Here is a 24,712-nt window from a genome sequence, read left to right as displayed (position 1 = left end):
TCTAATACATTATGCTTCTCTACTTAAAAAAATGTCCCGATTGCATTACGCCAAAAGTCGAAATTATCGCGTGTTGACTATGGGCAATACTAATGTCATACGAAAATAAGCGCTGACACTCATTGTTGCGAGGCTTTACGTGAATCGAATTCAATGATTGTTCGACTTCGATTTCCTATCGAAAAAGATTTTTATGTGAAATTCATATTCTTTTTTTATCCATAAAAAAAAGCTACTGCATGGAAAATACGGACTGCCGCTTTATCATCTTGCCTATTCTTTTATTAAATGTCTTTTACATAAAGTACACATTACGGTTCAGTCGTAGGTATCTTTAATAAATCGAACTTTATTGTCCGTACAGAATATTTTGAAATTTCTATACTTATTTCCCGCGCAATATTTTCTAAATATTCTGCAAAATGAATCAGGCAAATATATTAGTTATATGCATCATAAATATCCCTTCTATTGCAAATTCCTCTTAACCTTCGAAAAAATACAATACAATAATTACCATCAATCATTTATATATGGTAATATTAGTTATATTATTTAGACAATCTACTAATTTTTCGAAAGGTGATGAGTATATGAGTAAAACACTTGATAATTTACAACAAGAAATTATTTTTGAAGCAAAAAAAGGATTCCCAATTTTGCTATCTGGATCTGTCGTATTTATAATTTTCATGCTAATGTACTTTGTTTTCCCAATAGAAATTGTACATTTAATTTGGATATTTGGCTTAGGTGTCATTTTTCCTCTTGGCTTTTTCATCAGTAAAATTTTAGGCGTAAATTTAAACGCTACTAACAATCCTTTAGGCACTTTAGGAGGAATAGTCGCAGCTCCTCAAGCTTTTTATATTCCTGTATTTATCATTGTGTACATGAACATACCTGAATACCTTCCATTCACAATTGGTTTGCTTGCAGGCTCTCATTTTTTACCTTATATATGGATTTATAAAAGTAAAGCTTACTTATTTGTTACTTTAGGAACCTGTTTTTCTGCTCTAATCTTAGGAAGCTTCTTTGTTGAACATGCTTACACTCTTGTACCTTTAGCAATATCTATTGTGTATGGAATTGGAGTGCTTTTAATTAAAAGAGAACTTAAAGTCAATCTTGTTTAATCACCTATTATTAGGTGATTTTTTTTATAGATAATACGATATCTATTTTACATATTGTGCATTAATCTTATTTTCTAAAGTCAGACAGGCACTTGCTAAATACATAGATAATATTATGTATTTAAAGGGGTGATGACGATGCCTTGGCATCAAAAAATTGGTTATTTAATTGGTCAACCTGTTGGTATTTCATTAATAAATGGCCAAGGAACTTCTGGGGTATTATGTGGTGCATCCAATGGAAAACTTCTTGTCATTGAATATTTATATCAAGCACAATTCGCCTTGAAGCAATATGATTTTCAAATGATTCAGGATATAAATGGATTTCCACCTTGCCAGGACCACCGACGACTATATTAATACCAACCCTCTTTTATAGAGGGATTTTTTGCTCACGTCTTATTCCACTTACTTCACATTTTTTTCTTATGTCGATTAACTAGCTTTTTCATTTCCCATAGTTTGCTTTTCGTCGATAATTTGTAATGCCACCAAATTAGATATGACACTGTATAATCATCGTCGTCCTAATTTTCCATCTAAACAAAAAAACCCCACAAACACTTATATTACAGCGTTTGTGGGGTTCGGAGTTAATTATGAGTTTAATAATAAATCTTCTGGGTTTTCGATCATTTCTTTAACTGTTTTTAAGAAGCCTACAGAATCTTTACCATCGATAATACGGTGGTCATAAGATAATGCCACGTACATCATTGGACGGATTTGTACTTCACCGTTTACAGCTACAGGGCGGTTAACGATTGAGTGCATTCCTAAAATACCAGCTTGTGTACCGTTCATGATTGGCGTAGACATTAATGAACCGAATACACCACCGTTTGTGATAGTGAATGATCCACCAGCCATGTCGTTTAAGCCTAATTTTTTATCGCGAGCTTTACCTGCTAATTCAGCAATGTTTTTCTCGATTTCAGCGAAGTTCTTAGCGTTAGCATCACGAACTACTGGTACTACTAAACCTTCTTCCGTTGATACCGCGATACCGATATCGAAGAAGTTGTTTAAGTGAATTTCATCACCATTGATTTGAGCGTTAACGTATGGATATTTTTTAAGTGCTGCAACTACAGCTTTAGTGAAGAATGACATGAAACCTAATTTGATGTCGTTTGCTTTCACGAATTGATCTTGTTTACGTTTACGTAATGCCATGATGTTCGTCATGTCGATTTCGTTAAATGTAGTTAACATTGCAGTTGATTGTTTAACTTCTAATAAACGTTTTGCAATTGTTTGACGACGACGAGACATTTTCTCAACTGTTACGCGGTCAGTTTCACCAGCTGGAGTGAAGATCATTGGACCCGCTGTAGCTGCTACTGGTGCTGCTGCTTGTGCAACTGGAGCTGTACCGTGAGCTGCAACATCTTGTACACGTACACGACCTTGTGGATCTACTGGAGAGATCGCTGCTAAGTCGATTCCTTTTTCACGAGCTAATTTACGAGCTGCTGGAGATGCGATTACGCGCTCACCAGAAGTTTCTTCAACTACTACCGGAGCAGGTGCTGCTGCTTTTGGAGCTTCTTGTGCTGGAGCTGGGGCAGCCGCTTCTTCTTTAGCTGGTGCTGCTGGAGCAGGTGCTGCGCCTTCGCCAGCTTCAACCACTGCGATTACTTGACCTACAAGTACAGTGTCGCCTTCTTCAGCTAAAATTTGTGTTAATACGCCTGCTTCTTCAGAGATGATTTCAGCGTTTACTTTATCTGTTTCTAATTCTACGATGAATTCGCCTTTTTCTACGCGATCTCCAACTTTTTTCACCCACTGGGCAATTGTACCTTCAGTAATTGATTCTGCTAACTCAGGGACTTTAATTTCAGCCACGTTAATATCCTCCTTTAATAACGCCATACATTTTCGTATAGCCGGCTACTCCATTTTATGAAGTAGCCGCATTTCAATCAAGTAATAATAAAATTATTTTTCAAGTGCTTCGTTTACTAATTTAGCTTGAGCTGCTTTATGTGAATCGCCATCACCTTCAGAAGTTGAGCTCATTGCAGGACGACCTACATAGCGAACTTTTTTACCTTCAGCGATATCATATAATGTTTCAAGAACATATGTCCAAGAACCTTGGTTTTTCGGCTCTTCTTGTACCCAAACGATTTCTTTTACGTTAGGGAAACGAGCGATGATTTCTTTTACTTGCTCTGCTGGGAATGGATAGATTTGTTCAACACGAACGATGTGTAAGTGGTCTAAACCTTCTCCATCTTTTACACGTTCAGCAAGGTCGATCATTACTTTACCTGAACCAAGTACTACTTTTTCTACTGCTTTTACATTTTTACCTAAGCCTTCTTGCTCGATTACTTCTTGGAAGCGACCAGTTGCAAGTTGCTCAGCAGATGCTGCAGCTAATGGGTGACGTAATAATGATTTAGGTGAAACAACTACTAATGGACGAACTCCTTCAGTACCAAGTAAACCTGCTTGACGACGTAATAAGTGGTAGTAGTTACCTGCGTTTGAACAGTTTGCTACGAACCAGTTGTTTTCAGCTGATAATTGTAAGAAACGTTCCATACGGCTAGATGAGTGTTCTGGGCCTTGACCTTCATAACCATGTGGTAAAAGAAGAACGAAACCAGATTTTTGACCCCATTTAGAACGAGCACTTGAGATAAAGTTATCGAACATTACTTGTGCCATGTTCGCGAAGTCACCGAATTGTGCTTCCCATACAGATAATACATTTTCGTTTTCTAAGTTGTAGCCATATTCATAACCTACAACCCCTGCTTCTGTAAGTGGAGAGTTGTAAACTGTGAATGAAGCTTTTACGCCATCTACATGGTGTAATGGTGTGAACTCAGAACCGTTGTTTTTGTCATGTAATACTAAGTGACGTTGAGAGAACGTACCACGTTGTGCATCTTGACCAGTGAAACGAACTGGTGTGCCGTCTTGCGTAATTGTAGCGTATGCTAATGTTTCAGCATGACCCCAGTCAATTTTCGCAGTTGCAAATGCATCGCGACGTTTTTCTAAAATTTTACCTAATTTGTTTTGTGGCTCGAAACCATCAGCAAATACAAGTAAATCTTCATTCACTTTTGCTAAACGCTCAGCAGCAACAGTCGTGTCGATTGCTGGGAATTCAACCTTTAATTCTTCTGGCATTTCAAGCGATTTGTGCTCGTCTTTTTCTGCCATCGCTTTTACGTAATCGTAAGCAGCTTGCATTTCAGCATAGATTTTAGTATCAATAGCTTTTACTTCCTCTGCAGATAATACACCTGCTGCTGCTAACTCAGCACCGTATAAAGCACGAATTGGTTTGTGTTTAGAAACTAATTTATATGTTTCTGGGTTTGTTACTGTCGGATCATCTGTTTCATTGTGACCATAACGACGGTAACCAATAAGGTCGATTACGATATCTTTTTTGAACTTCGCACGGTATGCTGCTACGAAGCGACCAACAGCAGCAACCGTTTCAGGACTATCCGCATTTACGTGAACTACTGGGATATCATAACCTTTTGCAGGGTCAGATGCGTAGTTAGATGAACGTGAATCGAATAATTCCGTTGTGAAACCAATCATGTTGTTGGCGATAATTTGTACAGTACCACCTGTTTTGAAGCCATTAACTTGTGAGAAGTTGAAGCCTTCAGTTACGATACCTTGACCTGCGAAAGCAGCATCACCATGTAATAAGATACCCAAAGCTTTAGAATCATCATGTTTTGCAAAGCCTGGTGCCGAAGTATCATCTTGAGCAGCACGAACGCCACCGATTACTAATGGGTTACCCACTTCTAAGTGAGATGGGTTGTAAGCTAATTTAACGTTTAAACCAGAATCATAAGTGTAAGAAGCACCCATGTGGTATTTAACGTCGCCAGTCCAACCTTTAGTAATTTCTAATTTACCGTCTTCTGGTAAGAATAGGTCATTAGAAACGTGTGCAAAGTCAGAGAACATCATGTCATATGGTTTGTTTAATACGTGAGTTAATACGTTTAAACGGCCACGGTGAGCCATACCGATACGTACATTTTTAACGCCTTGTTCTTCTGAACCCTTAATGATTTCATCTAATAAAATAATTTGAGAGTCTAAACCTTCACCTGAGAAACGTTTTTGACCAACAAATGTTTTATGAATAAATTTTTCAAAGTTCTCGATACGAGTTAAACGCTCTAAAACCGCTTTCTTTTGGTCAGCAGCTAATGTTTGTTTAAAAGCACCTGATTCAACTTGTGCTTCAATCCAAGCGCGTTCTTCAGCGTTTTGTAAGTGAGCTACTTCAACACCAACTTTATCAGCATAAACTGATTTTAAGTAATCAATTGCTTGCTTACCATTTGTAACACCTGCTGGTACTGTAGCAAAGAATACTTCTGCTGGAATCGCAGCAAGGTCTGCATCTGTTAAATTGAATACGCTTTCTTCAATGCGAGTAGTGTCTAATTTTCGATTTTTAAGTGGATATAAATCCGCAGCTAAGTGACCGTTTTCACGAATTGACGCTGCTAATTTAACTGCAGCTAATACTTTTTTGTAGTCTCCAGAACCTGCTACTGTAGCAGTAGTCGTTGCAACTGGCGCTTGACCATTCACAAAAACAGGACCACCGTAAGCTTGGAATAATTGTACTAATTCCGGTTCAACTTCTTCAGGAGACTGCAGGAATAAGTCATATTGCTCTAATACGTAACCTAAGTTAGGTCCAGAGAATGCTGACCATGGAGAACCTGCAGGTAATACATTGTTCGACATGAAAATAACCTCCAAATTTCGCCTTATGGCTGTTCCAATAATTTACTTTGAAAAACATGTTTTGAATAATATTAATACTATCCAAAATGATGTTTTAATTGCTGACGATAATAAAGAATTTCTTTATTTATCTACCAAAATAAATCAAATAATATTTTACCATTCTTTATCGCATACTGAAAGCACATTGTTTGAGCGCGCTAAAGAACATTTTTTCCATCTCAATCTTACTACTCTTCACAAAAAATACAACTATTTTTATAAAAATAAGCAATTTTTTTCTTGAACCATTGAAATTACACGAAAATGCACTAAATTCACTCTATTTTTTAAATAACTTTATTACAAATGCCGTGCCACTATTTAGCGTACTTTCGACATTGATCTCCCCTTGGTATTTTTCTAGAAGCATCTTTGTAATGCTCAAGCCTAGCCCTGTACCTGAAATAGCGTTTGTTCGCGATGCGTCAATTCGGTAAAAACGATCAAAGATATGTGGTAAATGCTCTTGTGCAATGCCGATCCCATTATCCTCTATCGTTACAAAAATAGCGCTATTTGTATATTGTATCGTTGTTTGTAATATTGGTTCGTTAATGTTATATCGAATGCCATTACTCATAATATTTCTAAAGATTTGGGTTAGTGCATGTTCAGTTATAACCGCATTTCCAATCTGCCCTATAACAGTTAATTCAAAACTTGCATTTGGATAAAGTTGCTTCAACTCTTTACTTACTTGATTATAGACGACTTCAACATCCGCGCTTTTAGTTTCATCTACTTCCACATTCCGGGCAAGCTGTAGTAGCTCTTCAATCATCTTTTTCATACTTGTAATTTCTGCAAGGGATGTATGTAACGATTCTTCCAACACCTGTGGGTCATTCTTACCCCAACGCGAAAGAAGCGATAAATGACCTTCAATTACTTGGATTGGCGTTCGTAGCTCATGTGAGGCATCGGCAACAAATTGCTGTTGTTTTGTAAACGAAATTTCGAGCTCATTCATTAACGTCCGATACATATGAAGCAAGTCTCCTATTTCATCATCGGCTTTATAATGAAATTCTGGTTGTGCTATAAAGCCGTCATTACGCACTAAATTCATCGCATCTCGCAGTTGCACAAGCGGCTTCATTAATAGATTAGCCAAATAATAACTAATGGAAACAGAAAATAATAAAGCACCTATACCAACAATAATAATAGTAGTTAATATATACTTCATCATCGAATGGAAGGTCGATAATGGATGAATAAGCTGCATAATTCCTTGAAATGGACCAATTTGTACAAGTTGATGAACAACAAAGGAATCTTTCCCATCTACTGTTTGTTCACTAATATTCGTTTCATTTTCATTGATATTCGCATTACTGGGAAAATCCGCTACCGACGTAATATCATTAATGCTTAATACTTCAATACCATCCATATTAAAAATTCGCACCGTTTGTTCTTGCGTTAAAATCGCCTTCATCAGTGCACTATTATTTTGCAAATTCTGTATTGTAACAGATCTTTCCTGCGCGTAAAAAAAACTCGTCATATCATCTACTGTACGCATTGCATTTTTTTCTTCATTATTTAATAGCCACGTTTGTAGTGCAATATAGAGTACAACCGAAATGATGGTATAGCTAATAAAAATTGTAGCTCCAACTGCAAGTATCCACTTTGATTTTAACGATGTTTTTAAGAAGCGTTCCTCCAATCGTTTCATACACGCACCACATAACCAACCCCACGTACCGTCTCAATGTATGGCTCATCGTCAGTTTGTAGCTTTGACCGTAAATGGCGAATATACACATCAACAACATTCGTTTCGACTTCTGTTTCAAAGCCCCATACACGTTCTAAAATTGATTCACGGGTACATACGTGGTTATTATTTTCTACAAGTAGCTTTAGTAAATCATACTCTGTTCTTGTAAGTTCCAGCTTTCTACCTTCAAATACGACCTCATATGCATTGACATTTATTTCTAAATTTCGGATTTTAAGAATATCCTTTTGCTCTAATGGTTTAACACGACGCAAAATTGAACGAATTCTCGCTAAAAGCTCCTCAATTGCAAATGGTTTTACGATGTAATCATCTGCTCCTGCATCAAGACCTGCCACACGATCCATGACTGCATCACGAGCTGTCAATAGCAAGATTGGGACATCGCTTACTTTGCGAATACGTCGACAAACCTCGATTCCATTTAGTTCTGGCAGCATTACATCCAGTAAAATACAATCAAAATTTTGTGAAAGTGCCATATCAAGCCCACTTCGGCCATCATGTGCCTGCGCCGTATCAAATTGTTCATGTTGCAATTCTAACTCTAAAAAACGAGCGATGCTTTTTTCATCTTCAACAATTAAAATTTTTTGCTTCAAAAAAACTCCTTCTTTCTTATAAACATGAAACTATTTACAGTGTACCATTAGGGCTACTATTAACCCATGAAAAAGGGATGCGAAATAATCGCACCCCTGAAATTTATTTCAATTGAGATTCTTGGCATAGTCGAAATGAATTTCTCGATTTTTGTTTGGCTTCATACAAAGCCTGGTCAGCTAAATCGATTAATTCATCTAAACTCGAGCTATGATCTGGAAAAATCGAAATACCAATCGTTATTGTCGGTGAAAAGTGAATATTATTAATTTCCCAACCAATTGCTAACTGGGTTTTTATACGGTCAATAATGTGTTGGATTTGTTCCATTCTCTCAAATTCCTCTAAAGACAAGCCCGTCACAACAATTAAAAACTCATCGCCGCCTAATCGAATGACTAAATCATCATGTCGCACACTACCTACTATAGATTGGCCAAAGCACTTTAAAAATTCATCACCAACATCATGCCCATATTGATCGTTAACTCGCTTGAAATTGTCTCCATCTAAATAGAAAATCGCTATGCTTGATTGTGAAATTTTTGCCCGTTCTTCTATTATTGGAAATTCTTTATATAACTTACGTCTATTTCCTAATTGCGTTAAGCTGTCGTGATATGCTAAATACGTAAGACGAGTTTCTAACTCCTTACGTTCAGTAATTTCACGCGAAACCATGACAATTTCAGCTACTTCCTGTTCCATCAGCTCTAAAGAAATTGTGTAGTTGCCTTCCGTCCAGATATCTCCATTGAATTTTGAGCGCAGTTGCAATTCAATTTTTTGTTCTTGTATCGCACTATGTTGAGGCTGTTCGATTACATTACGCCAAGTATCAATACTATCAGAAGTTAGCAAGGACTCATACGGCAAACCGATTAATTCATCGGATCTGTAACCAAGCTTACGTGTATAGGATGGGGAAGCATATTTGATTTTACCAGATTGATTGGTAATAACAATAAAATCATTCGTGTTTTCTGTAATCGCACGGAATGTCTGCTCAATTTTATAAAGCTCAGACATCAAACGTTTTTCTGAAGAAATGTTGTAGTGTATCGATAAAAATTGTTCAATTTCACCTTGCATATTTTTCAATGGGATAATTGTCATATCCATCCAGTAAATATCACCGTTCTTTTTACGATTACAAACTTCACCACGCCAAATATTACCGTTTTTAATGGTATCCCAAAGCTTCACAAAAAATTCTGGTTCATGATGCCCCGAGTTGAAAATACGGTGATTATGTCCAATTAATTCATCACGCTGGTAACCAGTATTTTTTAAAACTCGCTCATTCACATCCAAAATTGTTCCATCTATACTCGTAAATAATACATCTGCAACCGAGCTAATCGCATTCTTAAACGTTTCTAAGCCGTGCGATGCAGTTTTTAACGCCTGTCCTTGTTTAATGAAACTTGTAATTTCTTGCAAAATAATAAAGACAGCAAATATTTCATCATTGCTCGTCAGTGAAGAGAAAGTTGCGCTATAATGGCGGATTTGACCATTTTTATCGATAAAATGCAACATTTTTGATGTGATATTTTCACCTTTTTGCGCAAGCTGCAAGTATTCTCGCAAAAGTGGTGCAGTCTTTTCATCAACAAATGGAATATCAAAAATGGTTTTATCCTTCATGATTTCTGGCCTTAAATTGAAATCATCAGCAAATTTCGGATCAGCCTCAATTAGGAACATTTCATTTGAAATTAAAATCGTCGATAAAAACGATTTAAAAAATACTGAGCGCATAAACAAATATTTGTCTTCCATATCTCGACTCAAGTGCACTTCTTTTGTAATGGCCAAAATATATTGCTTGTCCTCATCAATTATCGGAATTGTTGATGTGCGCTGTTTTCGTACTTCCATTTCAGCATAGGTATAATCCTCAAAATCCACTTGCTCACAGTTTTGAAGTGTTAAGTTATAATTCTGTAAAATGTTCTTCGCTATATGCGGTGACACAACTTGCCCAACGAATTTCCCTGTAGGTTCCATGTTAATTAGTTTTTTTGCTACTTCATTTACATGGATATAGCGATAATCGTCATTAACTTTTTCCATAAAGAATACGGCATCATGACTTTTGCCAAATAATAACTCGAATTGCTCAACGGAAAATACCGAGCTCATGAAATCCCTCCCTATAGCATTTAACGCTAAATATATTGTCCTAATTTTTCTTTTACATAAATATTACATTTTTCATATTGTAACGGTTCCTTTGTTAAAAAACAATTTATAAATTCAAATTTATCCGCTTTAGATTCCACTTCGTAATATCCGATAATTGTCGCATTGCCGATTAATAATAATTCATATTGATTTTCACACATTTTAACGCTGCATTGAACGAAGCCACCAGGATTGTATACCGTCACAACCTCGGTACTTACATAATTCTCCACATTGGCAATTAGAGCAGACGCTGTCATTGCTGTTCCACATGCATTAGTAAAGCCTACACCTCGTTCATATGTACGAACGAAAATTTCATGCTCAGAAATCGGATAAACATAGGACACATTTACCCCATCCGGACAAATTTCATTTTTCCCGTTCAAATATGAAGCCAGTTGTTGTTGATGAGTTGTATCCATAATATGAGAAGACTGGACAATCCCTACTAAATGTGGGTTTGGCACTGATACAGCTGTAAATAAGATATCGTCTGAAAACTTCGCTAAATTTTCATGACGAATTTGGTTTTTGTCATCATAGTGCATCGGCAATGTATTTAAATCAAATGATACGGGTGAAATTTCGACTGCATAGGTTGGCAGCTCTTCAAAAATCGATTGTGCTTTTTTCACATGTAAGTTGGCACGCATCGTTTCAATTACCGCCTCTTCAACACCAAGTTTTTCACAAACATAACGGGCAACACATCGAAGTCCATTGCCACACATAGACGCTTCAGACCCATCTGCATTAATAACCCGCATTTTTGCATCAGCTATTTGTGATGGAAGGACTAACAATAATCCATCTGCACCACCTTCATTGGATTTATCACATAGCCACTTTGTTAATTGCACATAATTAACTTCATTATCATATAATGCTTCGAATAAATAAAATGTATTGCTTGAGCCATGTACTTTTAGTAGTTTCATCGTTTTAAACGCTCCCTCTTTACTCTATCGATTAGTTTATTATACTTCGTAAAAATTACTTATGACAATAAAGAAGAGAATATTAAGATTATTCAGAATTAATATGCAATTAATGAGAAAAATATGTTTTTTTCGAGCTTGAATGTTGCATAAATAGAAGTTATTATAATAAAATGTAGATAATAATTTTATTTCGATATTGCTTTTCATAGTCTAGTTTAGAGCGAGACATACGACTAACGTACAAATAGTTTAACGTCAGATTCTTTTAGGTTGAATCAAGTTCGAAATGACCGTTGCCTTTGGATATAAAACCTTTTTCATTTCCATTTGAATTAGGTTTTTTAATTTTCGCATTAGGCTCTACCATTTTCTTCTTAAAAGGGGGCGTTTCTCATGTTAAAACAAAGAGAACTACACGAAACTGCAGAACTGTACGAGTTACTACGTCATCCGTCTGTGTTTCCTTACGTACGTCAAAAAGCAACATCTGCCGAAGAATATTTATTTATGACGAAGCAGTTAATGGAAGAAGAGCAAAACGGCTTAACAATATCACGAACGATTATCGATGAATGGGGTACGCCAATCGGTACAATTAGTATTTTTGATATTCAAGATGGTGCCGGTTTTTTAGGCACTTGGATCGGGCAACCTTTCCAAGGCTTTGGCTACAACCAAAAAGCAAAGTTAGCTTTTTTAAATGAGTTGTTTTATGACTATAATTTTAATACGGTATTTTTACGCATTCGCAAAGAAAACGGTCGCTCTCAAGCTGCAGCGCTAAAATTACCTTATGTGGTCGATGCTGAGCACTCAAACCCATCATTATTTAATGAAATCAATCAAGGAGAGACGAAATTTCTCCTATTTAAAATCCCAAAAGACTTGTTCTACTTAACAACTGCTTACACGCAAAGCGAAGACGAAGAGCAAGCAATGTAAAAAATCGCCAAGGCATTTTGCCTCGGCGATTTTTATTTTTCGTATTGTGTGATTAATGAAACCATTTCTGACGGTGTCTTTGGCTGTTCTACATCTAGCATTTTGTCGATCATTTCATCGGCATTGGCTACTAGTGTTTCCACCGCCTTGTAAAATGACTCTATTGTCATCGTATCTTCATCAAGTACATGCGCAAAGCCCTGTTGCTTAAATAAACGAGCATTTAAAATTTGGTCACCACGACTTTTTGCAGCTGATAATGGAATTAATAGCATCGGTTTATGAAGAGCTAAAAATTCAAAAATCGAATTCGAACCCGCACGTGATACAATGAAATCGGCTGCATATAACAAATCAGGTAATTCATCCGTTACATATTCAAACTGTCGATAGCCCTCTAAATTTAGCAAAGACGAATCTATATTCCCTTTACCACATAAATGAATGATTTGATATTTTTCAAGTAATTTCGTTAGGTTCTCACGCACAGCATCATTTACTACAACAGATCCTAAGCTTCCGCCCATTATTAGTAGCACTTTTTTATCTGCTGTAAAGTCGCAGCAGGCAAGTCCTTGCTCGCGATTGCCTTCAAATAACTGCTGGCGAATAATCGAGCCGGTACAGGTCGCTTTGTCACTTGGCAAATGTTTGACCGTTTCCTTGAATACCGTAAAAATATGCGATGCAAATGGCAGGGCAATTTTATTTGCTAATCCGGGTGTTACATCTGATTCATGAACAACGACGGGAATATTCGCTAATTTTGCAGCAATCACTACCGGTACTGAAACAAAGCCGCCTTTAGAAAAAATAACGCTTGGCTTTACCTTTTTAATAGTTGAAAATGCTTGCCCTATGCCGACTAACACTTTAAATGGATCCGTAAAATTTTGTATCGAAAAGTAACGACGTAATTTCCCGCTTGAAATACTATGATACGGTAACTCAGGGAATGCGTTGCCGATTAACTCTTTTTCGATGCCATCATGTGATCCGATATAATGCACATCATAGTCTGCTTCGATTAATGATGGGATAATCGCTTCATTTAACGAGACGTGCCCAGCCGTACCCCCACCGGTTAAAATAATTGATTTTGCTTTCATAAGTTTCTCCTAACAAACAATATGAGTATTCAATTTTATGCAACATCATTGCTTTTCATGCATTTTCTTTTATTGTCATAATGTCACTTACTATATTTATATAATTAATTTATCAAGTAACGATATGTTTTTATGATAGTAATGTTTTCTTTAAATTTAGGAATTAGTTATGTATAAACATAAGCTCCTAGTGAAATCAAACAATATTTCATTTTAAACATATGAACTACTCTGTTTATTGTAGCATATTTCATGAACTTAGAAAACATTTCATCTAAAAATCACAAGTGTAAACTTGATATCCGTATATTCATATTTTCTAATAGAGCAAAAAAATTATTATATGGATAATATTATTTATTGAGTCGTTTTTTTCATATAAAAAACCTACCCTAAATAGAGGGTAGGCAATACAATTATTTTTTTATAAATTGTTGTGTCCAAATATTACCTGACTTCACATAACCAACACCAATATGCGTAAAGTCTTTATTTAAAATATTTGCTCGGTGGCCTTCTGAGTTCATCCATGCTTCGACAACTTGTGCCGCACTCGTTTGACCTTTTGCAATATTTTCACCGGCTGATTTATAAGAAATACCTAACGCTTTCAAACGATCGAATGGACTACCGAATGTTGGCGAAGTATGAGAGAAGTAATTTTTATCTTTCATATCCTGAGATTTTTCACGAGCAGCAGCCATTAATGGTTGATCTATTTGAAGTGCTGGTAAACCAAATTTCGCACGTTCTTTATTCGTTAATTCAACTACTTGCTTTTCAATCGCAGCAACATCAGAATCATTTGTACTATTATCTGGCTGATTTGGTTTTTCTGAATCAGTCACTTGATTTGGTGGCGTTGTTGGTTTTTGCTCTGGTTTTGTTTCTGGTTTTGTTTCTGGTTTAGTTTCCGGTTTAGGAACTGGTTTTACTTCTGGCTTTGTTTCCGGTTTCGGTACTGGTTTTACTTCCGGCTTTGTTTCCGGTTTCGGTACTGGTTTTACTTCCGGTTTTGTTTCCGGTTTCGGTACTGGTTTTACTTCCGGTTTTGTTTCCGGTTTCGGTACTGGTTTTACTTCCGGTTTTGGTAATGTCTTTATAATCGATTCTAAATCCCCGATTTTAATATTTTCGAATGGCCATTGAATTTTAAAATTAGCTGCATTTATTTGCAATTGATATTCAGAAGCCGATTGGAAGTATTTCGCTTTAGCTTCAGTTTCAGCTTTGCCCCCCTCTGCATTTGCAACGGGTGCTTGCGTTGCTAAAAGTAATACTGTACAAAATGTTAATACTGATTTTTTCATTTGGTACATCTCCTTTCGTGATTTCATCGTAAACGCAAATATCAAAAAAAAATGACCTATAAATTGGTAAGTTGTCCAACTACCAATCTATAAGCCTTGTTTTAGGGGTTTATTCGAACATAATTTACGTAAATTTATCCAACTTACGCAACACTTTCATGTAAAAAGCTATTGACGACTATTCACCAATTATCGTAACGTCTTTAATATTTTCTCCAATCATCACTAAATTCGGCGCCATTTTCACGTATTCTGGCAGCCATTGCACCATTCCATAAGCATATTGGAATAGCATCGGGTTTTTAACACCTTCAATTTGCACATACCCCTTCATACGATACACCGTTTCTGGTAAGCTACGTACCCAGTTTTCGAACTGCTCTTGGGTGAAGCTAGTTTGAAACGAAATTAAACGTGAGCCTAAGTTAAAGCTGTCGCCAATGCGTGCTGACACGATATCATCTTTTGTAATTTGCGCAGTTGACTGCATGTTTTGTAAAAGCTTTAATGGCACTCGCCCATTCGTCGTTTGTAAAATGAATGCTTTTGCGTTAAAACCTTGTAATTCATATACCACTTGCGCTTGCTCTGATTCTGATAATAAATCAGATTTGTTTGCTAGTAGTAAATGCGCGTGGCGAATTTGCTCCATAAATAACGAGCGCACTTGAGGAGTTAAACTTGCGCGGTCTAGCCATAGTTTACTATCCGCTACAGTGACAATGCCTTTAATATTTAATTTATCAGCAAATAACGGTGAATACACGGCATCTAATGCTTCAACTGGGTGAGCTGCGCCCGTTGTTTCAATAATTAATACATCAAATTCTTGGTCATGTAATAATGATTGAATTTGAGCCTCCGTTTTTTCAGCGCCGCTACAGCAAATACAACCCTCCAACATTTCTTTTAATGGTACGTCTTCTTCTACTGCTTGCGAATCAAATGGCAGTTTTCCTAGCTCGTTCATAATAACAGCTGGCTTTAAACCGGCTTCCTTCAATTGACGAATGACATCCGTTAACATCGACGTTTTGCCACTCCCTAAAAATCCGCTAAATAAATATACATCTTTCATATCGTCACGTCCTTAACACAATGGGCCGGCTTAGGATATACCCAAGACCAGCCCAATAGTTTTATTCTTTTGTTGCTTCAGTAGTACCTAGTAATTCTTTTGCTTTTAAAATTTGTGGATCATCAGTTTTTAGCTTTTCGCTAATTGCATCCATTAACGCATACGTTGTTTCACCCGTTAATACGCCTGTTGCTTCAAATTTATTATCTTGTTGGTATTTTTTTAACGCGTCCGCTGATTCTTCCGTGAACGTTGTATCGACTGTACCTGGAGTGTAGCCAAGCACTTCTAATATACGTTCTGCTGTTTGAATCATTGGATTTGTTGCCCCAACTTCAAATGTTTGTGAAGGATCTATATAAGGTAATGACGCATAATCAGGGTATTTCACCTCTACGTCTGGTTTAATTCCTTTTTCGTTCACCCAGTTACCATTTGGCGTTAGCCATTTACCTGTTGTGAATTTAAGGTTTGCACCATCTTCCATATAAACAACTTCTTGCATTGTGCCTTTACCGAATGATGTTAAACCAATAAGTTTTGCACCAACTGATTCTTTTAACGCACCCGCTAAAATTTCCGAAGCTGACGCACTACCTTCATCGATTAATACCGTGATCGGCAAGTTGTATTTTGTACGGTTATCCGCCGCAACAATTGATGGTTCTTGACCTTTTTCTTGAATTTGGACAATTGGTTTGCCAGATTCAACAAACAAGTTTGAAATATCAATCGCAGCTTTTAAATAACCACCTGGATTTTGACGAACATCTAAAATGATTGAAGTCATGCCTTGTTTTTCAAATTCTTCAAGTAGCTTCTCAAGCTCTTTTGCTGTATTTTCGCTAAATGATGTAATTTGGAAGTGTGCGATACCATTTTCGTCAATGTCACCATATACCGTTTCAACTGGAATATCATCACGTACGATTGTTACATCAAACGGTTCTGCTTCCCCACGTTGAATAGATAAGGTTACCTCAGTACCTTTTTCGCCACGAATTAATAATACCGCTTCTGTAGAGCTCAAGCCTTTTACGCTTTTGCCGTCTACTGAAAGTACCATATCTTTAGGCTGCAATCCTGCTTTTTCAGCAGGTGTGTTTTTGATCGGTGAAACAATCATTATATAACCGTTTCGCTCTGATATCTCAGCACCAATGCCTTGGAAGCTTGATGATAAGCTATCGTTGAACGATGTTGCTTCTTCTTTGTCCATATAATCAGAATATGGATCGCCTAATGCATCGAATAATCCATTGATAGCACCATGAATTACTTGATCTTCATCAATATCTTCATAGTACTTTTCTTTTAATGCATCATACGCTTCATACAGCTGTTTAAATTCTGTACGCTCTACTGGAACTTTTACTTCAACAACTTTTTGCTCACCAAACGTAAGCGCAAAGATTGTCAAACCTGCTGTAAGTAAAATTGTTAAAAAAATGAGCATAATGAACGCAAATGGCTTCATGCGTAAATATTTCCCCGCAGGTTTTACTTTTACTTGCTGCTCGTTGTTTTCGGGTTGTAGCCCATTTTGATTTTGATCATCCATTTAAATTTTCACCACTCTCATATTTGCCATGACTGATTCACACATATACCAATAATAGCAGTTTCCAAGCCACTAGAAAAGAATAGACGCCAACTTTTTTATATGGTTTTTTATTTCAATGAAAAAAAGCAGTGCCTTTCAGTAAATTTACACTGCTGCACTGCTTATCTTTATTAATAAACTGCGTTGTCCTTTACTTCTTTTGGTACAGTAATTTCATCTAATTCGTCAAATTTCGAGTATTTAATAGATGCATCATTTTTAATTTGCGCTAGCTGGCCTTCAATATCCATTAATATGGTGATATCCATATGAATCTCGTTTGTATCAAAAGTATCTTTGTTAATAACAAGCTCATATTTCGAGTCTTCGAACGACATAGCTTCTACTGTCTCACTCGTCATTTCAACTGTTCCCTCAATTACCGAACCAAGTTGATCGACAATAAATTCTTTAAATTTATCCCCTTCCAAATTCAGTGTTAGGAAATAGCTCGTATCGTCTTGTTTGAATTCAAAATCATTAGTGAACCGCTTCAATTTTTTTAGCTGGGCTGTCGCATCAGGTTTTGCTCCTGTTTGCGCAAGTACTTGATCATAATCGTTTTTTGGAATTTTGGACCATTGATTTTCTTCACCAGTTAATAAATAAAAGCCATCAGATTTGCTCATATACATTTCCATTGGCATTTCCATCGATTCGCCTTCCATCTCCATCGCGACCGTTCCCTTCGTATACATCGCCATTGGTTTTTGCTGAATTTCCATTACTAAATCAGAAGAAGTTGAAAAATGAACTGTTACCCCGTCCACAGTCATTTCCGTTTGTTGTTCCATATCAACATCAGCATGTACATTTTTCAATGTATGTTGACGCTTCATTGCTTTTTTATAAACCTGTTGGAGTGTTAAGTTTGATTCTCCGTGAGTTTCAATAAGTAATTTCGCAAAATAACCAAATGCAGCTAGTACAAACACAACCAACGCCAATATAGCGAGAGAGTACCGTTTCTTCAAAACGCCAACTCCTTTTCTATAATTCGTACACTAAAATACCCGGTTTCGTAGATTATTATCGTATTTCGGAGACGTGAAATTTATTACAGTTTAATTGTATAGACTGAACAATTTACACCATTGAATTATGTAAGATGTTTCTTTAATAACTTCTTTTCTCAAAATGCAAAAGCTTGGGAGTAACCTTCTTTTCATCTACTAAGATCTTCTCGCAAATAAAAAGCCCTCTACACATTAGGCACTGACCTAATAACATGAGACAAATAAAAACACCTTTCATTGAATAACGGGGACTTAAACCTGAAATAATCAATGTGGAGGTGTTTTTCTATGGGAACAAGAGTCAGTTATCCAGTAGAAGTGAAAATGAAGGCAATTGAAATGCGAATGGCTAACGTACCGGTAAAAGAAGTAATGGAAGAATTGGACATTCGAAACTATACGCAGTTGAAGCGATGGATGCATTGGTATCGAAATGGTGAAATGCACCGTCTTAAACAACCAGTTGGTAAACAATATGCCTTCGGCAAAGGACCGGAATTTGAAAGTGAGACAGCCAAGCTACAGGCAGAGAATCTAGAGTTGAAACAACAGATTGAAGTTTTAAAAAAGTACGCGGAATTGGAAGGGAAGTGGCGCCAAAAGTAGTACTTCAATTAGTTGAAGAATTAAAAGATGTTATGCCAATTGGTGAAATCTGTCGTCATTTAGGCGTAGGTCGCTCGTCATACTATCGTTGGAGAAAGGATGTGGATCAATCCACACAAAAGGAGATTCGAGATCAGCAGATTGGCGACTTGTGCAAACAGAATAAATTTCGATATGGTTATCGAAAGATTGCTAATCTGTACCCAGGAGTTTGTAGGAAGACTGTGCAGCGTGTTATGCAAAAATATGGTTGGCAATGTAAAGTAAAGGTGAAGAAACGGAAGCGTACCGGGCAGCCAGCATACGTCGCACCGAATTTATTAGCACGCGATTTTACAGCATCTAAGCCTATGGAGAAGCTAGTCACGGATATTACGTACTTGCCTTTTGGACAATCGATGATGTATCTTTCTAGTATTCTCGATGTCTACAATGGCGAAATTGTGGCACAAACTACTGGTATCAAACAAGACACTGATTTTGTGTTGGATACGCTCTATCAATTGCCTAAGCTACCAGAAGGATGCATTCTGCATAGTGACCAAGGCTCCGTTTATACATCCTATGCTTATCAAAAAGCAGCCAAAGAAAAAGGAATTACCATGAGCATGTCCCGCAAAGGCACGCCAGCTGATAATTCCCCAATCGAATCGTTTCATTCCACGCTAAAGTCTGAAACGTTCTATCTCGACGATATCTATCGCACAACGAACGCACGTGTGATACAGATTGTCGAAGAATACATTACTTATTATAACAATATCCGTATTCAAACGAAACTAAACAGCCAATCGCCGGTTCAATACCGTCAATTGGCTGCATAAAAGGGTGTTTTATTCTTGTCTCAAAAAGGGTAGTCAGTGCCTTATTGTAAAGGGCTTCTAAGTTGAACCGGTATTTTTTATAATTGTAAGCTTGGCAAATTCGATTGCATGATACTTTTACAAAAGCTTATAATTTGATGTCGTAATGTTCTTCAATAAACTTATGTAATTCAACATAAGTTGCAAAAGCGACACCAATCACTATTTCATTTTCAGTGGATTCAGGAGCAATTTTCTTCTCATTATCGCTCGATATATGAAAATCCATGGGTAACTTTTTTATTTCTTCATGTATATTGTGGGCTGCTTTATTTCTCCAATGGTTGAGCAACCGTAAATTATCATACAGTTTTTGATCAATGAAACCCATTGAGTATACAAAATATAATTTTGTAGAATAATTTGAATCTAATATAGGGATGTAGGTTTCTCCTCTATTTCTTTTAGAAAAATCTTCTACACCGATTCCCCTTGCTTTTATCAAGCAGTTAATCGCATTTTCACAAAAAAGGTGAACGGTCACAATATTTGATAATGGGTCGCTATTCGTCGTTAATCTTTCTACAAATATTTTCCCTACTTCTTTACTCATTTTTTTCATCTCCTTCTCCATCATTATTTGATGAAGAGTGAAATTCCATAACATCTAATTAATAATATTTTTTATAGCGTATACAGCCGATGCGATTCATTTCAAGCCATCATTATTTTGTGGATTACACTGGAAAATTTTATATATTCCCATCCACAAAAAAGCCCACTTAACAAATTATTGTCTAGTGAGCTTGGATGGTCAATAAAATAAGTTAATGTCCCTTTTGAAAATATGTAATGCTTAAACCCTTGCTATGACTATTCTTGAATAGCACCATTCCTACCAAACAAGTATCTCAAACGGAAACTAGATTCTAAAGAATTATTATTATCCAAGTAACTATTCATATACAAAATCTTTGACACAAATTACTTGTCTTCTATATCAATCAAGTAAATTGCTTTTTCAAAGCCTCCACGTATTTCCTTTTTTTGCTGCCGCACTTCTTCAAGTTCTTCAAAGGTCACACCTAATGTACTAAGAGCTGTATGTACTAACTCTAATACATCAGCTAATTCTTCAACGCTCTCATGAGTACTATTTGCCGTATGAAACTCTTTAGCTTCTTCAATCATTTTCGCCTTAACTTCATATAAAAGTTCATTACGCTCCAATATTCGTGCGTTATAAGCTAACCCATCTGCTTCGATAATTTCTAAAATCTTATCTCTTACTAACTTATTATACACAGGCATAATTTTTAGCTCCTTATACTATATAAACTGTGTCCAACTAAATGTATTCTATCCAGTTTACGTATGTACTTATTATTTTATTTTTTTGTAATATCCTCGTGCTGGGTAATAACGGTCATAGTCAATGTTATCTAGTGCTTTTAAATCGTATACTTCATATACACCATCGACTAGGATATAATCACACGTCTCACCGTTTTCATATGTTGCCATAAGCTTTTTATTTTCTATTCCATTTATAGAAATAGGTTTACTTAATCCTATTTCCACTCCAAATACGTCATACGTTTCTAAAAATAACTCAAACTCTAATTTTTTATAAAAATTATTAGCTTGTTCATCTCCCCGTGTGTACAATTCTATGAATTCAATAGGAGTACTTTCGAGTTCTATTAGAGCCGTTTCATATAATTTCCGTCCAATTCCTTTAGATTGGTAATCTGGATGAACAGCAATGACTTTTAAAAACGCACCTAAGCCTTTTGCTAAAAATGATGTTTTTAATTCGTCTGTATCAAGTACCATGTCTAGCAGCCCGACTACAATTCCATCTTCTATTGCTATTAACTCAATGGATGGACGCCCTTCAAATGTTGGTTTTGACGTTTCAACATCTTCGTACAAAGATGTATATAAATATGCTAATACTCTACAACGAAGCCAGCTATCTTCATATTCTGGTGTATATTTTTGTATTTTCATATGAGTCTCGTCCTTTTCTTAGTAAATGTATTCCTGTTATATTGATTCAATAAAGATTTCTGAATCCCCTTCATTCTTAAATCTAATTGTTCAGTTCTAATAATACTTTCTAGCCCTTTCCTTAGTAATGTGACCATTTCAATTTAAGCTAGAAACATTTCGCACATTTATCCTGCCCCATTAGCCTTATCATTCGCCAATCACCAATATTTGTAAATATGTTACACTGAACTAAACGATTAATAACTAAGGCATTAAATCTTTTATTGGTTAATATGAAACATGAGGAGGGAATACAATGGAAGCAATTCTACAATTTATCCCGATAGTCGCTGTATTTGGTCTAATTATTTTATTTTTTATTTCTTTTACTCTTTTTATAAGAAGATTACTTATTAATTCTTCAGTAAAAAGTAATAATGCTAATAAGATTGGAAATAAACTCGATATGCTAATAGAACAAAATGAAAAGATAATTTCACTATTAAAAGAGAAAGAGTAGTTCGTATTTCAACTAACGTGCAATACTGTTTAATAATAATAGCACTAGCGTGTATGTTTGGGTTTCATATATGTAAGTCCTTTTGTTATGTTCTCAAACCGACCTGAGAGCGTTTCAGGTGACCAACTTTCCAACAAGTAAAATCTCGATTGCTTACAAGCTTGTTTTATAATCTCACACATATATAGCTTAATATCCGTAAATGAGTTCCATTAGGAAAACTCAAATGATTCCCCTTCTAGCTCAATTAAATTATACGTATATTAAGTTATAGGTAGAGAGAGTACCTGCTTCCCTCTAGTTGATTAAATTTAGTTTTGAAGTGTGCGTGAGATATAAAGATGGGGTGTTATTTAATGATCAAGAAAACTGTAATTTTAATCTTTATAACAGTTGTATCTTTAGTAGTGACAGGCTGTAATAACGAAGAGCCACTAAAAGAAGAAGTTATTCAAAACAATTGGCATGAAAATCCCCTTTTTAAATCAGGCGGTTATACAATGATTGGCGAAGAAGGGCATTTAGGCTTTCTTTACGATGATAATGAAGAAAGTAGATTCTATCCAAATAAAACACAAAAGTACATGTGGCATTTATGGGGGAATGAAGACGAGTTGACTGGTAACTTTGAAGTTTTAGGATCTCATGAAAACAGTAATGAGGAAATAATAATTGTTCCAAAAGTTAGAATTTCTTTTCTTAGCCCTAATAATGACGCAAATCATCACATTCCAACAAATATGACGTTGTTTAAAAGTGGAATGTGGAAGTTAGATGCTTACATTGGAGATAGATTATTTGGAAGTATTTATGTAAAAGTGCATCAGAAATAAATGGATTATTGAAGGAATAGGTACTAATGATAAATAATGATAGGACTTGCAAGTATAAGTGTTTTTCATGTATGTAAGTCCTTTTATTATGCATCTTCAATCACTGCAGTAGCTTCACACATGGCTTTATTACTGGCAATCATTTCGGCTATCCAACACATTCATACCGCCCTAAAATTTACTATTATGATACACTTAATTAAATAACTGAATATTCCACAATTAATGCAATAGGATGTAAACGAAAGGAGAATACGGCTTGGAGTTTTTCATAGAACTATTTGGTATTGTTCTACCGCTGGGATTCGTTGGAGGCATTGCGGTCTTTGTTATTAAAAGGCTTGAACATAAACAGAAGCAAGGGAAATTGGGGAAGAAACAATCAAAAGCAGCTCAAAGTTTATTAGACAGTTTAATACCACTGGGAATGCTTTTTGGTTGCATAATAGGTTTGATTCTTAGCATGTTTTTCTCAATTCCATTATTACCCACACTAAGTTTCAGTTCAGGAATTGGCTTTCTATTTGGTTATTTCGCTTATGAAATTTATGGGAATGAAAAGAATAGCTATTTATAAAAAACTCTATTCCATAATAGATAGCTTTTATTCAATAAGAATCAGACTTGTGATTTTGATTCATATACAAAATCACTAGTCTTTTTATTACATCCTACTGCTTGCTCCTTTTATAGAATTTTATGTGAGGTAATTTACTTGGAAATGTACGATACTTTGAAACAAAAAATAGAAGAGGAATATAATAAGCATTACTTAGATAGACCATTTATTGTTGCAATCGACGGACTAAGTGGTGCAGGAAAAACTACGATTGTACACCAATTAAAAAGTGAAATTGAAAATGTAGTGATTCTTCATATTGACGACCATATTGTTAAGAGAGAAATGAGATATAACACAGGTCATGATGAGTGGTTTGAATATTATCAATTACAATGGGATACCAATTATCTAAAACAACATTTATATAAAAAACTTCATCAAAACGAAAAGCAGTTACACTTGCCGTTTTACGACAAAGATAAAGATACTCTGATAAGCAAATCAATTCAAATACCACCTAAAAGCATAGTAATCATAGAGGGGATATTTCTTTTGAGAGAGGAATGGAAAGCATTTTACGATTATATAATTTTCCTTGACTGCCCTAAAGAAGTGAGATATGAGCGGGTACTTCACCGTGACACATACATCGGTAAACTAGAAGAACGATTAATAAAATACCAAAATAGATATTGGGTAGCAGAAGACTATTATTTAAAAATGCAAAATCCTTTTGAGCTAGCTCATACAATCATGCACTACTGATAGAGACATTTATAATAAAAAGCCTAACCAATTTGGCGCAGTTCACATCATGTTCATATCTTGTTCATACTTTTTTTATGCCCATTTTGGCTAATATTCCAACCAGTTTTAACCACAATCAATTTTACCATTCCCTCCTTT

Annotated in this window: 22 protein-coding genes; 8 read left to right on the top strand and 14 right to left on the bottom strand. The window is 35.8% G+C overall.

Features of this window, described 5'->3' with window-relative positions:
* Nucleotides 1-593 precede the first annotated feature (593 nt).
* Both O7776_RS09850 and O7776_RS09845 read left to right on the top strand, forming a co-directional pair.
* Nucleotides 594-1,139: a DUF7010 family protein gene (locus O7776_RS09850; protein WP_274310410.1), complete on the top strand. Its 546-nt coding sequence runs from the start codon at nucleotides 594-596 to the stop codon at nucleotides 1,137-1,139.
* 138 nt (nucleotides 1,140-1,277) lie between these two features.
* Nucleotides 1,278-1,502 carry a hypothetical protein gene (locus O7776_RS09845; RefSeq protein WP_274310409.1) on the top strand — a complete coding sequence of 75 codons (225 nt, stop codon included), beginning with the start codon at nucleotides 1,278-1,280 and terminating at the stop codon, nucleotides 1,500-1,502.
* Nucleotides 1,503-1,739: 237 nt separating this feature from the next.
* Here the strand turns inward: O7776_RS09845 and odhB are convergent, their stop codons facing one another.
* The 6 genes from odhB to dapF all read right to left on the bottom strand — a co-directional run bounded on the left by odhB (nucleotide 1,740) and on the right by dapF (nucleotide 11,426).
* Entirely contained in the window at nucleotides 1,740-2,993 is a 1,254-nt protein-coding gene (odhB, locus tag O7776_RS09840) for a 2-oxoglutarate dehydrogenase complex dihydrolipoyllysine-residue succinyltransferase (RefSeq protein WP_274310408.1), read from the bottom strand.
* Between the two features lie 93 nt (nucleotides 2,994-3,086).
* Nucleotides 3,087-5,900 (bottom strand): 2-oxoglutarate dehydrogenase E1 component, encoded by a 2,814-nt coding sequence (locus O7776_RS09835; protein ID WP_274310407.1) that lies wholly within the window; start codon nucleotides 5,898-5,900, stop codon nucleotides 3,087-3,089.
* A gap of 322 nt (nucleotides 5,901-6,222) precedes the next feature.
* The gene (locus tag O7776_RS09830; protein ID WP_274310406.1) at nucleotides 6,223-7,626 is read right to left on the bottom strand and encodes a HAMP domain-containing sensor histidine kinase; all 1,404 of its coding nucleotides are present in this window, start codon (nucleotides 7,624-7,626) and stop codon (nucleotides 6,223-6,225) included.
* Nucleotides 7,623-8,294, bottom strand: a complete 672-nt coding sequence (locus O7776_RS09825) for a response regulator transcription factor (RefSeq protein ID WP_274310405.1) — start codon at nucleotides 8,292-8,294, stop codon at nucleotides 7,623-7,625. The genes O7776_RS09830 and O7776_RS09825 overlap by 4 nt, the downstream gene beginning before the upstream one ends.
* Before the next feature lie 103 nt (nucleotides 8,295-8,397).
* A complete protein-coding gene (locus O7776_RS09820; protein WP_274310404.1) occupies nucleotides 8,398-10,443 on the bottom strand; it encodes a sensor domain-containing diguanylate cyclase in 2,046 nt (681 codons plus the stop codon).
* 26 nt (nucleotides 10,444-10,469) lie between these two features.
* On the bottom strand, nucleotides 10,470-11,426 hold the full coding sequence (dapF, locus tag O7776_RS09815; RefSeq protein WP_274310403.1) for a diaminopimelate epimerase: 957 nt from the start codon (nucleotides 11,424-11,426) through the stop codon (nucleotides 10,470-10,472).
* 396 nt (nucleotides 11,427-11,822) lie between these two features.
* Here dapF and O7776_RS09810 point away from each other — a divergent pair, with 396 nt between their 5' ends.
* Nucleotides 11,823-12,371, top strand: coding sequence for a GNAT family N-acetyltransferase (locus O7776_RS09810; RefSeq protein ID WP_274310402.1), 549 nt, complete (start codon nucleotides 11,823-11,825; stop codon nucleotides 12,369-12,371).
* A 32-nt stretch (nucleotides 12,372-12,403) separates the two neighbouring features.
* On the opposite strand, the gene O7776_RS09805 is transcribed toward O7776_RS09810, so the two are convergent.
* From O7776_RS09805 to O7776_RS09785, 5 genes are all read right to left on the bottom strand, one after another.
* Nucleotides 12,404-13,480 (bottom strand): undecaprenyldiphospho-muramoylpentapeptide beta-N-acetylglucosaminyltransferase, encoded by a 1,077-nt coding sequence (locus O7776_RS09805; protein ID WP_274310401.1) that lies wholly within the window; start codon nucleotides 13,478-13,480, stop codon nucleotides 12,404-12,406.
* Between the two features lie 416 nt (nucleotides 13,481-13,896).
* Nucleotides 13,897-14,790, bottom strand: a complete 894-nt coding sequence (locus tag O7776_RS09800; RefSeq protein ID WP_274310400.1) for a CAP domain-containing protein — start codon at nucleotides 14,788-14,790, stop codon at nucleotides 13,897-13,899.
* Nucleotides 14,791-14,968: 178 nt separating this feature from the next.
* Nucleotides 14,969-15,868, bottom strand: coding sequence for a CobW family GTP-binding protein (locus O7776_RS09795; protein ID WP_274310399.1), 900 nt, complete (start codon nucleotides 15,866-15,868; stop codon nucleotides 14,969-14,971).
* A 61-nt stretch (nucleotides 15,869-15,929) separates the two neighbouring features.
* The gene (locus tag O7776_RS09790) at nucleotides 15,930-17,429 is read right to left on the bottom strand and encodes a lmo1851 family serine protease (RefSeq protein ID WP_274310398.1); all 1,500 of its coding nucleotides are present in this window, start codon (nucleotides 17,427-17,429) and stop codon (nucleotides 15,930-15,932) included.
* A gap of 173 nt (nucleotides 17,430-17,602) precedes the next feature.
* Nucleotides 17,603-18,445 carry a DUF6612 family protein gene (locus O7776_RS09785; RefSeq protein WP_274310397.1) on the bottom strand — a complete coding sequence of 281 codons (843 nt, stop codon included), beginning with the start codon at nucleotides 18,443-18,445 and terminating at the stop codon, nucleotides 17,603-17,605.
* Between the two features lie 330 nt (nucleotides 18,446-18,775).
* Between O7776_RS09785 and O7776_RS09780 the strand changes: the two genes are divergently transcribed.
* A protein-coding gene (locus O7776_RS09780; protein ID WP_420802120.1) for an IS3 family transposase occupies nucleotides 18,776-19,917 on the top strand; the annotation gives its coding sequence in 2 pieces (ribosomal slippage) (nucleotides 18,776-19,049 and nucleotides 19,049-19,917; 1,143 coding nt in all).
* Nucleotides 19,918-20,044: 127 nt separating this feature from the next.
* Here the strand turns inward: O7776_RS09780 and O7776_RS09775 are convergent.
* The 3 genes from O7776_RS09775 to O7776_RS09765 all read right to left on the bottom strand — a co-directional run bounded on the left by O7776_RS09775 (nucleotide 20,045) and on the right by O7776_RS09765 (nucleotide 21,909).
* The gene (locus O7776_RS09775; RefSeq protein WP_274310396.1) at nucleotides 20,045-20,509 is read right to left on the bottom strand and encodes an RND transporter; all 465 of its coding nucleotides are present in this window, start codon (nucleotides 20,507-20,509) and stop codon (nucleotides 20,045-20,047) included.
* 371 nt (nucleotides 20,510-20,880) lie between these two features.
* On the bottom strand, nucleotides 20,881-21,207 hold the full coding sequence (locus O7776_RS09770; RefSeq protein WP_274310395.1) for a nucleoside triphosphate pyrophosphohydrolase: 327 nt from the start codon (nucleotides 21,205-21,207) through the stop codon (nucleotides 20,881-20,883).
* Between the two features lie 72 nt (nucleotides 21,208-21,279).
* Nucleotides 21,280-21,909 (bottom strand): GNAT family N-acetyltransferase, encoded by a 630-nt coding sequence (locus O7776_RS09765; RefSeq protein WP_274310394.1) that lies wholly within the window; start codon nucleotides 21,907-21,909, stop codon nucleotides 21,280-21,282.
* A gap of 298 nt (nucleotides 21,910-22,207) precedes the next feature.
* On the opposite strand from O7776_RS09765, the gene O7776_RS09760 reads away from it, so the two are divergent.
* From O7776_RS09760 to O7776_RS09745, 4 genes are all read left to right on the top strand, one after another.
* Nucleotides 22,208-22,411 carry a DUF4083 family protein gene (locus tag O7776_RS09760; RefSeq protein WP_274310393.1) on the top strand — a complete coding sequence of 68 codons (204 nt, stop codon included), beginning with the start codon at nucleotides 22,208-22,210 and terminating at the stop codon, nucleotides 22,409-22,411.
* A 356-nt stretch (nucleotides 22,412-22,767) separates the two neighbouring features.
* The gene (locus tag O7776_RS09755; RefSeq protein WP_274310392.1) at nucleotides 22,768-23,244 is read left to right on the top strand and encodes a DUF4871 domain-containing protein; all 477 of its coding nucleotides are present in this window, start codon (nucleotides 22,768-22,770) and stop codon (nucleotides 23,242-23,244) included.
* A 259-nt stretch (nucleotides 23,245-23,503) separates the two neighbouring features.
* The gene (locus tag O7776_RS09750) at nucleotides 23,504-23,821 is read left to right on the top strand and encodes a hypothetical protein (protein ID WP_420802164.1); all 318 of its coding nucleotides are present in this window, start codon (nucleotides 23,504-23,506) and stop codon (nucleotides 23,819-23,821) included.
* A gap of 144 nt (nucleotides 23,822-23,965) precedes the next feature.
* Nucleotides 23,966-24,571 carry a kinase gene (locus O7776_RS09745; RefSeq protein WP_337999469.1) on the top strand — a complete coding sequence of 202 codons (606 nt, stop codon included), beginning with the start codon at nucleotides 23,966-23,968 and terminating at the stop codon, nucleotides 24,569-24,571.
* Nucleotides 24,572-24,712: the final 141 nt, after the last annotated feature.

Origin of the sequence: Solibacillus daqui (assembly GCF_028747805.1) — a bacterium.
GTDB classification, from domain to species: domain Bacteria; phylum Bacillota; class Bacilli; order Bacillales_A; family Planococcaceae; genus Solibacillus; species Solibacillus daqui.
This window is presented reverse-complemented; position numbering and strand designations above follow the sequence as displayed.